Genomic DNA, 12,234 nt, shown 5'->3' with positions numbered 1-12,234 from the left:
GGCACGAAAACTTTCGTTAGAACACGTTCCAATTTCCGCTATTTGTGGCTATGGTCACAGTGATAGATGCGGGTGTGCGAATGAAAGGGTGAACTGACGTGAAGACCAAGGGTGCAATCCTGTGGGGCCTGGGCGAGAAATGGTCCGTCGAGGAGATCGAGATCGGCGATCCGGTAGCCGGCGAAGTCCAGATCCGCATGGAAGCGGCCGGAATGTGCCACTCCGATCACCACATCGTCACCGGCGCCACGCCGATGCCGTCGTTCCCCGTGATGGGCGGCCACGAAGGCTCGGGCGTCATCACCAAACTCGGCCCCGAGGTCTCAGGTCTCGAGGTGGGCGACCACGTCGTGCTGTCCTTCATCCCGGCATGTGGAACCTGTCCCGCGTGTTCGGCCGGACATCAGAATCTCTGCGACCTCGGCATGGGACTCCTCAGCGGTCAGGCAATCAGTGACGGCACGTACCGAATTCAGGCTCGCGGCGAGAACGTGATCCCGATGTGCTTGCTCGGAACGTTTGCCCCGTACATGGTGGTGAACCAGTCCTCGGTGGTGAAGATCGACAAGGACATCCCGTTCGAGGTTGCCGCGCTTGTCGGTTGCGGCGTGCCCACCGGTTGGGGATCTGCGACGCACATTGCCGACATCAAGCCAGGCGAGGACGTTGTCATCATGGGCGTCGGCGGCGTGGGAATCAGCGCGCTGCAGGGTGCCGTTGCATCCGGTGCGCGGTACGTCTTTGCCATCGACCCGGTGCCGTGGAAGCGTGAGCAGGCTCTGAAGTTCGGTGCCACCCACGCGTTCGAGAGTGCTGCTGCGGCAATTCAACCCATCATCGAGGCGACACACGGACGGATGGCGCAGAAGACCATCATCACCGTCGGTGAGATGAAGGGCGAATACGTCGAAGAGGCGATGATCCTTACGGCCAAGGCCGGACGTTGTGTTGTCACTGCGATGGGGCATCTGACGGACATGGACGTCAAGCTCAATCTGTTCCTGATGTCGATGCTGCAGAAGGACCTCCAGGGCAACATCTTCGGCGGCGGCAACGCCCGCCAGGACGTTCCGAACCTGCTCGCGATGTACAAGGCGGGCAAGCTCAACCTCGACGACATGGTCACCCGCACCTACACCCTCGAAGGTGTCAACGACGGCTACCAGGACATGCTGGACGGCAAGAATATCCGCGGCGTGATCCGTTACACCGAAGCGGACTGGTGATCTACAGCTGAATTCGTGGGCCAGTAGTCTGATCGGGTGCACAGTCTTGACGTCATCGATCAGTGGCCCGTCGACAATGCGGCAGCGGTCGTCCTCACGGGAGAACATTCCGGCGGGGGCGGCCGCATTTCTGCGTCGAACGGCGACCAGAACCGCGTGTTCCCATTGGCTTCGGTAACAAAACTCCTGTGCGCCTACGCAATTCTGGTTGCCGTGGAGGAAGGCGCCGTCGAGCTGGATCAACCAGCAGGCCCCGAAGGATCCACGGTGCGGCATCTGCTGGCTCACGCGTCCGGCCTGGCCTTCGGGGAGCGGACCGTCCAAGCTCCCGTCGCGTCGAAGCGGATCTATTCGAGTGCGGGATTCGAGGTGCTTGCCGAATTGATCGAACACGAAACCTCGATTCCGTTTGCCGACTACCTGGCTGAGGCGGTGTTCGAACCGCTGAAGATGACGAGCGCGGCGCTGGTCGGCCCGGCAGGCCACGGAGCGCAGGCATCGGCGGCCGACCTGGCCGGCTTCGCTGCTGAACTACTAGCCCCGACGCTGATTTCACCGCAGACGTACAAAACGGCGACCTCGGTGCAATTCCCCGGGCTCAACGGCATTTTGCCGGGATACGGCTCCAAGCGGCCTAATGATTGGGGATTGGGCTTCGAAATACGCGGACAAAAGAATCCGCATTGGACCGGACGCGAGAATTCCGCGTCGACTTTCGGCCATTTCGGTCAGTCCGGAACCTTCCTGTGGGTGGATCCCGATATCGACGCTGCCTGCGTTGTCCTGACCGATCGCGCCTTCGGTGATTGGGCAAAGCCGCTATGGACTGAATTGTCCGATCACGTTATAACGGACATTCGGTAACAATTTTCTCTTGTTCCACTAGCGCAACACGGGTAACACAGGCACACTATTCAATCGAGCCTGCTTCACACATTCGACAGAGGTCGTTGGGGAAGACGTCCCTCGTCGAAGCAGGAGGCTCGAGTGCAACCGAATCACCTCGCGGAACTGACGACTGGTGTGGTCTTCATCCACTCGTCACCCGCAGCGCTGTGCCCGCACGTGGATTGGGCTTTGTCCGCCGCGTTGGGCTGTCCTGCCAAACTGCGGTGGACATCGCAGTTGGCAGACAATGGACTGCTGCGTGCAACAACGGATTGGTCGGGGCCCGTCGGAACCGGTGCCCGACTGGTGGATTCACTACGGGCGTGGCCGAAGCTTCGATTCGAGGTCACCGAGAACCCCAGTGCCGGCGTGGACGGTGAGCGCTACAGCCACGTTCCCAGTCTCGGGCTGTGGCGCGGTTCCACCAGTGCCAACGGAGACGTTGTTGTCGGCGAACTGCGGCTTCGATCCATCATCGACGCGGGTGGCGACATCGTCGGAGAAATCGACCGGGCAATGGGGGCGCCCTGGGACGAAGAGTTGGAACCGTATCGATGCTCCGGCGAGGGCGCTGAAGTGATGTGGTTGCACCGCCGCGTCAGCTGATCCGCAAGCGTGAATGAAAAGGTGAGCCTCGCCGTTATCGGCGGGGCTCACCTTGCGTTCGACGCGTTCTTACAGCGGAATATTCTTGTGCTGCCCACGCACATTCGGAGCGGCGGCAAGAGCGGCCGTGACGATACTGCGAGTCTTCGCGGGATCGATTTCCCGATCCACCACACCCATCTCGACGGCCCGGTCGACGCCGCCTGCGATGGCTTCGTGTTCAGCGGCCAACCGGTCGTGGAGGGCTTCGCGTTCGTCGTCGGGAGCGGCGGCGAGGGCGCGCTTGTGCAGGATGCCCACCGCGGCCTTTGCGCCCATGACGGCGACCTCGGAATTCGGCCACGCAAATACAGCCGTGGCACCGAGGGCCCGTGAATTCATGGCAATGTAGGCGCCGCCGTAGATCTTTCGGGTGACAACGGTGACGCGGGGGACGCTGGCTTCGGCAAAGGCATGCAACAGCTTTGCCCCGCGGCGGACGACGCCTTCCCATTCCATCGACACGCCGGGGAGATATCCGGGGACGTCGACGACTACGACGAGTGGCACACCGAAGGCATTGCAGAGGCGAACGAATCGCGCGGCCTTCTCGGCGCTCTCGGAGTTGAGGCAGCCGCCGAGTCGCAGCGGATTGTTGGCAATGACACCAACAGTGCGACCGGCCATCCGGCCGAATCCTGTGACGATGCTGCGCGCGTAGTTACCTTGCAGCTCTTCGAAACTCGATTCACCTTCGACGTTGTCGAGCAGTTCGTGAACGATCGGACGCACGTCGTACGCGCGCTTCGCCGACGCCGGCATCATCGCCCGCAAATCGGAATCGCCGAGTTCGGCGGCGCGCTGATCGAACGTGCCTTGGTCGCAGAGCATGGAGACGAGTCGACGGGCCCGGTGCAGGGCGTCGGACTCGTCGCGCGCGGCGATGTGTGCGACGCCTGACTTCTTGCTGTGGGTGTCCGGTCCGCCGAGCGAGACCATGTCGACCTGTTCGCCGGTCACACTGCGTACGACGTCGGGTCCGGTGACGAACACTCGACCTTCGGGCGCCATGATGACGACGTCGGTCAAAGCCGGTCCGTACGCGGCGCCGCCTGCGGCAAATCCGAGGACAACCGAAATCTGTGGGATAAGGCCTGATGCGCGGACCATTGCCTCGAAGACAAGTCCGACAGCGTGCAGAGCTTCGACGCCTTCAGCGAGGCGAGCGCCACCGGAATGCCAGAGCCCCACGATGGGGGTCTGCTCGTCGATGGCGGTGTTGATGGCGTCGACCAGATGCTTGCATCCGTCGAGGCCCATGGCGCCACCCATGACGGTGGCGTCGGAACAGTAGGCGATGGTGCGGACGCCGTCGATTTTTCCGGATGCGGCGAGCACACCTGACTTGTCGCGCGGGTGAAGCGGAACCGTGGTTCCCGGATCGAACAGATTCTCCAGGCGCGCAAGGGGATCACGCGGATCTGTCGACGATTCGGACTTAGTCACGGGGGCCAGGATGGTCATCGCGTCCTCCTTCAATACGTGCCTTCGGCAGAAATGCCGATCGGTGTGCCCGCGGGTGATGTTGTCATTTCCGTTCCAACATCACCCGCGGACAAGGTCAACGACTGGCTATGCCCGGCCGAAAGCGAGCGCAACATTGTGCCCACCGAAACCGAACGAGTTGTTCAGTGCGAAATCGAAACTGCCGGTTCGGGCTTCGCCCTTGACGACGTCGAGATCGATCTCTGGATCCTGGTTGTCGAGATTGAGCGTCGGCGGAATGATCCCGTCGCGCACAGCCAGAACCGTCAGAACGGACTCGAGGGCGCCGACAGCGCCGATCGAGTGTCCCAGTGCGGATTTCGGTCCGTACACCGCCGCGTGGTTGCCCACGGCGGAGTTGATCGCCGTTGCCTCCGCGATGTCGCCGATCGGCGTCGCGGTGGCGTGAGCATTGATGTGCTTGATGTCGGCCTTCGAGAGACCGGCCATCTCGATTGCCCGCGTCATGGCTCGAGCCGCGCCCAGACCCTCGGGATGCGGTGCCACGATGTGGTAACCGTCGGATGTGATTCCCGCGCCCAACAAACGTGCGTGAATCGTGGCGCCACGCGCCTTTGCATGCTCCTCGGTTTCGAGGATCATCAGCGCGCCGGCTTCACCGAACACAAATCCGTCGCGGTCCTTGTCGAACGGACGCGAAGCCGCGGTCGGATTGTCGTTATTGGTGCTCATCGCACGCATCATGGCAAAACTTGCGATGGGAACGGCGTCGATGAAGCTCTCGACTCCGCCGGCCACCACCATGTCCACGTCACCCATGACAAGCATGCGGTGCGCGTGGGCGATCGCTTCGGAACCCGACGAACATGCGGAAACGGGAGTGATGACGCCACCACGGGCGCCGAGCTCGAGTCCCACCGTTGCCGCCGGCCCGTTCGGCATGACCATCTGCACCGAGAACGGGGACACCTTGCGGTATCCACCTCCGCGAAGCTTGTCGACTGCGTCGATCAGCGTGTCGCCGCCGCCCAGTCCGGTGCCGATGACAACCGCGAGGCGGTCCTGATCGACCTCGGGACTGCCGGCATTGCTCCACACAGTCCGGCCGAGGGTCAGCGCGAGTCGTTCGACCCAGCTCATCCGTCGGATTTCAACTCTCGACAGACCCTCGTCCGGTGAAACTTTGAGGTGCCCGCCGATGCGAATCGGAAGGTCGAATTCGTCGATGAACGGGTCGTCGAGGACTCCGATGCCGCTTTCGCCGGCGAGCAAAGCCTTCCACGTGCCATCCACATCACCAGCCACCGACGTCGTCGTCGCGAGGCTCGTGACAACGATGTCGGGAAATTTCCCCCTGCGGGTAGAAGCGGAAGTCACGGTCGGCTCACTCTGCGTTCTTGGCTTCGGCGCCTTCGGCTTCGAGCTTCTGGATGTACGCGACGATGTCGCCGACGGTGCGCAGGCCGGCCAGATCCTCGTCCGGAACCTTGACGCCGTACTTGTCTTCCGTCTGAACTGCGATCTCGACCATGGACAGGGAGTCGATATCGAGGTCGTCGACGAACGACTTGTCAGCGGTGACCTCGGAAGGCTCGATTCCGGTGACCTCCTCGACGATCTGGCCGAGTTCCGCGATGATTTCTTCCTGAGTGTGGGCCACTGGTGTGGCTCCCTTCTTGATCGATTGAGGTGGTGAACCAAGTCCAGCTTCTGGGCAGCTGAACTCAGGGTGAAGCGCCCGGGCTAGGTCAGTCCGGACAGAGCGGAGATATCCTCCGGGTTCTTGAGGGCCACCGTCGGAGTGCCACGCATTTCGCGCTTGGCAATACCGACGAGGGTTCCGGCCGGCGGGAGTTCGACGATCGCGGTGACTTCTGCGGTCCGCAACGAAGCGGAGCAGAGGTCCCAACGAACGGGTCGAGTTACCTGCGCGGCAAGTTTTGTGAGGGCGTCGGCACCAGAGGAGACCGGTGCGCCGTCCGAGTTGGACAGCAGCGTGCGCGTGGGATCAGACGGGGTGATCTTGGCGGCAGCAGCTGCAACGGCGTCCTGGGCCGGAGCCATGAATCGGGTGTGGAAGGCACCGGCGACGGGAAGTGCCCGCACGCGAGCCTTCTCGGGTGCGCTGGCCGCAAGCTCTTCGAGGGCGCTGAGTAAACCGGCTGCAACAATCTGACCCGCAGCATTTCGGTTAGCGGCTTCGAGTCCGAGTTCCTCGATGCGGGCCAGTACCTCGGCTTCGTCACCGCCGAGGACCGCGGACATGCCGGTGGGCTCGAGTGCGCATGCCTTGGCCATCTCCGCGCCGCGCAGTGCTGCGAGTGCGACAGCTTCGTCAGCAGTGATGACGCCCGCGATTGCCGCCGCGGCGAGTTCGCCCACCGAGTGACCGGCGGCAATGACGCCAGTTCCGAGGAGGCCCTGCGATTCGATTTCCTCGTAGGCAAGCAGTGCTGCTGCGACGACCAGGGGCTGAGTCACGGACGTGTCCGTGATTTCTTCCGCGGTCGCGGTGGTTCCGAGACGGACGAGGTCGAGACCTGCGGCTTTCGACCACATTTCCAGGCGGTCTTGCGCTCCGGGCAATGCCAGCCATGGGCTGAGCATGCCGGGTGTCTGAGAGCCCTGTCCCGGGGCAAGCAAGGAAATCACTTATTAAGAGAACACTGGCAGCAGTGAAGTTCGAGATGTCGGTGGCGATGAACTCTGGTGGTGTGTTTTGTAGGTTTCCCACAAATTCCCACGTCGCGTTTCCTCATCGGAATTGGACGCGAAAGGGTTACAAGGCAATTTGTCACACTGTGAACGGTGTGACGGGAGTGAACGTTGTGTCCGATTTGTTATCGATTTCGCTTAATCGGCCCACGGTAGCGGCTATACGCAGGACGTACGCGTCCCGTGGATTGGTTGGATCCCGACCGGTCACTTCGGTAATTCGTTTCAGGCGGTATCGCACCGTATTTGGATGAACAAACAGCTGACGTGCACAAGTCTCAACCGCACCTCCACAGTCGAGATAAGTGTCCAAAGTGTCGGTCAAGACGGAGCCACTTTCCGCCAACGGAGTAACGAGATGATCCTGGAGAGCGTCGACGGCAGCTTGATCGCCGAGTAGTGCGCGTTCCGGCAGTAGCTCCGTCGCAAACACCGGGCGCGGCGCTCCCCGCCATCCCACGACCGCTTTAATTCCGGCAAAAGCCTCAGACGCACTGAAATGCGCGGCGCTCAGACTTGGGGTCGTCGGGCCGATCACCACCGGGCCGCCGGCGAAGCTCCGCAGAAGATCCTGCATGAACTCGCTCTGCGCGGACTTGCTGGTCACGTCGCCGCTGACAACCATCACCAGGCGGCTGCCCTGAACGACTGCGAGTACCGCTCGGCCGTGGGCCGCAGCAGTGGCGTGGACGGTTCCTGCGACCGAGACCCGTTCATCGGGCGGCGGTGATCCGACGATGACCGTTGCCGGAGCAGTTGCATCCCAATTCAACGTGGCAGCGCGCGAGAGCATGTCGGAGCCGGTATCGCCGCGGACCACGGCGTCGACCACCAGTGCTTCCAGTCGGCTGTCCAATGCGCCACGCGATTCAGCGGCGCTGGCGTACACCGATGCAGCAGCAAATCCGAGTTCACGTCCGTACCGAAGAACGGCCTCGGTCAACGCGATGAGCTGCTGATCGTTGCGAGCCAACGCCGGCAACCACTTCTCGAAGAACTCCATGGCAACGCGAACCATGTCGACCGTCTGCCGCAGCGTCAGTCGCCGCGCCAACTCCTGAGGAATGACCGGAAAGGACTCGTATCCGAAGCTGATCTCCGAATCCAACTGCCTGAGCCATTCGAGGAAATTCACCACTGACGTCTGCACCAACAGTTGAACGTCTGCGCGGTGGGACGCGTCCAGGGTGTCGAAGAACGGGAGTTGCTCCTCCATGACCGTCACGGCTTCGGTCGCCAGCCGTCCGGAGAACTGTTTGACCCGCCGCAGCAAAGCCTCGGGCAGTGGATCGCGAACCTGACGCCGCCGCGACAGCGACGCCTGCAACCCGGAAGTCGACGACCGGATGCGTCGTACTCCTACCGGAGGTACCCCGGATGCAGGCACATCAGAATCAGGATCAGGCATGACAAAAACCTACGCCCATCGCTGCGGATGTCGTGATGACACCCGCAGCAATGGGCGGAAGTGGTTATCGGTAGCGGTGGAAACTATGCGCTACCGGTGTCCCCGGTCTGCTCGGGAGCAGCATTCACATCGTCGATGCGGTACCGACCAGCTGCCTCGACGGCCTTGCTTCGGTCGATCGAACCTTCCTTGGCCAGACCGTTGAGCACGGCCACGGCGATCGACTCGGCATCGACGTTGAAGTAACGACGAGCGGCAGTGCGGGTATCGGAGAATCCGAAACCGTCGGTGCCCAGCGTGATGTAGTCGCCCGGAACCCACTGGCGGATCTGATCCGGGACGGCGCGCATCCAGTCCGATGCCGCCACAACGGGACCCTGCGCCGACGCCAACGCGTTGGTGACGAAGGGAACCGGAGCGTCGACGCCCGGGTTGAGCAGAGCCTGACGCTCGCACTCGACACCCTCGCGGCGCAGTTCGCCCCACGACGTGACGGACCAGATGTCAGCCGAGACGCCCCAGTCGTCTGCGAGCATCTGCTGAGCCCGCAGGCCTTCCGGCATGGCAACACCGGAAACGAGGATCTGAGCCTTCGGACCCTGCGCATCGGATGCCTTGTAGAGGTAGATGCCCTTGAGCAGTCCCTCGACGTCCAGGTCGGCAGGCTCGGCAGGCTGCACGTACGGCTCGTTGTAGATGGTGAGGTAGTAGAAGATGTTCTCGCCGCCGAAGCCGGCAACACCTTCGGTACCGCCGTACATACGACGCAGGCCGTCCTTGACGATGTGCGCCAACTCGTACGAGAACGCCGCGTCGTAGGTGACCGCGGCCGGGTTGGTGGATGCCAGGAGCAGCGAATGTCCGTCGGCGTGCTGCAAGCCCTCACCGGTCAGCGTCGTGCGACCGGCAGTTGCGCCGAGAACAAATCCGCGGGCCATCTGGTCGGCTGCTGCCCACAGGCCGTCGCCGGTGCGCTGGAAACCGAACATCGAGTAGAAGATGTACAGCGGAATCATCGGTTCGCCATGCGTCGCGTACGACGTGCCGACCGCGGTGAACGACGCCGTCGAGCCGGCTTCGTTGATGCCCTCGTGCAGGATCTGGCCGACCGGGCTCTCCTTGTAGGCGAGCATGAGTTCGGCGTCGACGGACGTGTAGAGCTGTCCGTTGCGGTTGTAGATCTTCAGCGACGGGAACCACGAGTCCATACCGAAGGTGCGGGCCTCGTCCGGGATGATCGGCACGATGCGCTTGCCGATCTCCTTGTCGCGCAGCAGTTCCTTGAGGATGCGGACGATGGCCATGGTCGTGGCCACTTCCTGCTTGCCCGAACCCTTGCGGATGACGTCGTACGTCTTGTCCTCGGGAAGCTTCAGCGGTGCTGCGTCCGTGTTGCGGGACGGCAGGAAACCGCCGAGTGCCTTTCGGCGATCGAGCATGTACTGGATCTCGGGAGCGTCGTTGCCTGGGTGGTAGTACGGAGGCAGGTACGGATCCTTCTCGAGCTCGGCATCCGAGATCGGGATGTGCTGCATGTCGCGGAAGGCCTTCAGATCGTCCAGCGTCAGCTTCTTCATCTGGTGCGTCGCGTTGCGGCCCTCGAAATGCTTGCCGAGCGTGTAGCCCTTGATGGTGTGCGCGAGGATGACCGTCGGCTGGCCCTTGTGAGCCATCGCGGCGGCGTACGCGGCGTGAACCTTGCGGTAGTCGTGGCCACCACGCTTGAGGTTCCAGATTTCCGGATCGGTGAGGTCCTTGACCAGTTCCTTGGTACGCGGGTCGCGGCCGAAGAAGTGATCACGCACGAACGCGCCGTCGTTGGCCTTGTAGGTCTGGAAGTCGCCGTCCGGAGTCACGTTCATCAGGTTGACGAGCGCGCCGTCCTTGTCGGCGTGCAGCAGCGAATCCCACTCGCGGCCCCATACGACCTTGATGACGTTCCAGCCTGCGCCGCGGAAGAACGACTCCAACTCCTGGATGATCTTGCCGTTGCCGCGAACCGGGCCGTCGAGGCGCTGCAGGTTGCAGTTGACGACAAACGTCAGATTGTCGAGGCCTTCGGTCGCCGCGACGTGTGCAAGACCGCGCGACTCCGGCTCGTCCATTTCGCCGTCGCCGAGGAATGCCCACACATGCTGATCGGTGGTGTCCTTGATGCCGCGATCGTTGAGGTAGTGGTTGTACCGCGCCTGGTAGATGGCGTTCATCGGGCCGAGGCCCATCGATACCGTCGGGAACTCCCAGAAGTCGGGGAGCAGGCGGGGGTGCGGGTACGACGGGAGTCCGCCGCCCTTGTCGGCGTGGCTCTGCTCCTGACGGAAGCCGTCCATCTGCTCAGCCGGGATGCGGCCTTCGAGGAACGCTCGCGCGTAGATGCCGGGGGAGGCGTGGCCCTGGATGAAGATGTGGTCACCGCCGCCCGGATGATCCTTGCCGCGGAAGAAGTGGTTGAAGCCCACCTCGTACAACGCGGCGGAGGACGCGTAGGTGGAGATGTGGCCACCGACGCCGACGCCGGGGCGCTGCGCGCGGTGCACCATGATGGCTGCGTTCCAGCGGATCCAAGCGCGGTAACGGCGTTCGACTTCTTCGTCGCCCGGGAACCACGGTTCGTTCTCGGTCGGGATCGTGTTGACGTAATCGGTGGACGTCAGGGCGGGCAGTGCGACGTGCTTCTCGCCGGCGCGTTCGAGCATGCGCAGCATCAGGTAGCGGGCGCGGGTCGGGCCTGATCGATCCAGAAGTCCGTCGAACGACTCGAGCCATTCAGTGGTTTCGTCCGGGTCGATGTCCGGCAGGTACGACGCGACGCCTTCGCGAATGACGCGAACACGGCCGTCCGCTCCAGGGGGTGCGCTTGGGGATGGTGAACCTGGCACTCCCGTGCCCCCGGACTCGGCGTTCGGCTCGGACGAGGGACCCTGGATCAGGTCAGACAACGTGTGCTCCTCAGAGGGGTTAGGGACGCGTGGTTGGGCGTCCTTACGTAGGTGACCGGGACCTTGTTAGGTCCGATCCACTTCCATGATGAATATGGCGCGTACCTCATCTTTCACCATCCCGGTCGGCCTGGCACACTGTGGCCCCGGTTACCGTCGGGTAGCGTTCTCGAGTTCGACGTTCGGCTGCAAGAGTTGCCGGTGGCAACGCGATGTGAGGGGGGATTCGTCGGTGATGAAGGCGGGACCGGTCAGGGGATCGGGAAAAAGCGTGGACCGGTATCGACGTCGTGGATTAGTTGTCGCGATCGGCGCGTTGACGGTGGGTTCTGTGGTGATCGTGGGGTGTTCGGGTGCCGTCGAGGGATCACCGACTCCGAACAGGGTGCAGGCTGCTGCCTATCAGGCCGAGGTGACGGCGTCGATTGCAGCATCGTCGTCGAAAGCTGCAGCCGACGCGGTCGAGATCGCGTTCCAGACCTGTGAAGAGCTGATACGCCGATCGAAGGACGACGTGGCCGTCTTCAACGCCTACATCGACGCCAACAACAACGACGAGTCCGACGTGACGAGCAAAGCGCAGGCAGCTGCGTCCTCGGCAGACGAATTCGCAGGGTGGCTCGACACCGCGACCGCGGACGTTCCCGCCGCGCTGTCCGGACTGTTCGGAGACCTGGCCGACAACCTCCGGTCGATCGCCGGCGTCGTCAAGCGCGACCATTCGCCGGACGAAATCAATTCGATCACCGATACAACCAATTCAATTCGGGATTCGATCCGCACCGAATGCGGAGCGCTGTGACCTGCAGATTTTCGAAGGCGTAGGGTTCCGGGCGTGTCTGCGGACACAAATCCGGAAAAGTTTTCGGCGTGGTCGGCTTGCGCTAACGCCTTCGACCATGTTCGCTTTCCCTAATCGAACGTTAAACGGTCGGTGCGCGGGGACTCCGTGCACCATCAACAAAAG

10 protein-coding genes are annotated in these 12,234 nt (G+C 62.7%); 4 read left to right on the top strand and 6 right to left on the bottom strand.

The window, feature by feature from the left end; all coding sequences use genetic code 11:
- Window positions 1-98: 98 nt before the first annotated feature.
- The 3 genes from EEB13_RS19970 (at window position 99) to EEB13_RS19960 (ending at window position 2,720) form a co-directional block, all read left to right on the top strand.
- The gene (locus tag EEB13_RS19970; RefSeq protein WP_141486109.1) at window positions 99-1,226 is read left to right on the top strand and encodes an NDMA-dependent alcohol dehydrogenase; all 1,128 of its coding nucleotides are present in this window, start codon (window positions 99-101) and stop codon (window positions 1,224-1,226) included.
- A 36-nt stretch (window positions 1,227-1,262) separates the two neighbouring features.
- Window positions 1,263-2,090, top strand: a complete 828-nt coding sequence (locus tag EEB13_RS19965) for a serine hydrolase domain-containing protein (protein ID WP_141486108.1) — start codon at window positions 1,263-1,265, stop codon at window positions 2,088-2,090.
- A gap of 123 nt (window positions 2,091-2,213) precedes the next feature.
- On the top strand, window positions 2,214-2,720 hold the full coding sequence (locus tag EEB13_RS19960; RefSeq protein WP_033233089.1) for a DUF3145 domain-containing protein: 507 nt from the start codon (window positions 2,214-2,216) through the stop codon (window positions 2,718-2,720).
- Between the two features lie 69 nt (window positions 2,721-2,789).
- Here EEB13_RS19960 and EEB13_RS19955 read toward each other — a convergent pair whose 3' ends face one another.
- The 6 genes from EEB13_RS19955 to aceE form a co-directional block, all read right to left on the bottom strand.
- The gene (locus EEB13_RS19955) at window positions 2,790-4,223 is read right to left on the bottom strand and encodes an acyl-CoA carboxylase subunit beta (protein ID WP_141486107.1); all 1,434 of its coding nucleotides are present in this window, start codon (window positions 4,221-4,223) and stop codon (window positions 2,790-2,792) included.
- A 108-nt stretch (window positions 4,224-4,331) separates the two neighbouring features.
- Window positions 4,332-5,582 (bottom strand): KasA/KasB family beta-ketoacyl-ACP synthase, encoded by a 1,251-nt coding sequence (locus EEB13_RS19950; RefSeq protein WP_033233094.1) that lies wholly within the window; start codon window positions 5,580-5,582, stop codon window positions 4,332-4,334.
- A gap of 7 nt (window positions 5,583-5,589) precedes the next feature.
- Complete coding sequence (gene acpM / locus EEB13_RS19945) at window positions 5,590-5,865, bottom strand: meromycolate extension acyl carrier protein AcpM (RefSeq protein WP_033233096.1); 276 nt, start codon at window positions 5,863-5,865, stop codon at window positions 5,590-5,592.
- An 83-nt stretch (window positions 5,866-5,948) separates the two neighbouring features.
- Entirely contained in the window at window positions 5,949-6,857 is a 909-nt protein-coding gene (locus tag EEB13_RS19940) for an ACP S-malonyltransferase (RefSeq protein ID WP_033233098.1), read from the bottom strand.
- A gap of 142 nt (window positions 6,858-6,999) precedes the next feature.
- The gene (locus EEB13_RS19935; RefSeq protein ID WP_084702724.1) at window positions 7,000-8,328 is read right to left on the bottom strand and encodes a PucR family transcriptional regulator; all 1,329 of its coding nucleotides are present in this window, start codon (window positions 8,326-8,328) and stop codon (window positions 7,000-7,002) included.
- A gap of 83 nt (window positions 8,329-8,411) precedes the next feature.
- Window positions 8,412-11,267, bottom strand: coding sequence for a pyruvate dehydrogenase (acetyl-transferring), homodimeric type (gene aceE / locus EEB13_RS19930; protein WP_095885936.1), 2,856 nt, complete (start codon window positions 11,265-11,267; stop codon window positions 8,412-8,414).
- A gap of 271 nt (window positions 11,268-11,538) precedes the next feature.
- Between aceE and EEB13_RS32085 the strand changes: the two genes are divergently transcribed.
- The gene (locus tag EEB13_RS32085) at window positions 11,539-12,069 is read left to right on the top strand and encodes a hypothetical protein (protein ID WP_242484692.1); all 531 of its coding nucleotides are present in this window, start codon (window positions 11,539-11,541) and stop codon (window positions 12,067-12,069) included.
- Window positions 12,070-12,234: the final 165 nt, after the last annotated feature.

It is taken from the genome of Rhodococcus sp. WS3 (genome assembly GCF_003797085.1).
GTDB lineage: Bacteria > Actinomycetota > Actinomycetes > Mycobacteriales > Mycobacteriaceae > Rhodococcus_F > Rhodococcus_F globerula.
The sequence above is the reverse complement of the archived record's forward strand: the minus strand, read 5'-3'. Positions and strand labels throughout refer to the sequence as shown.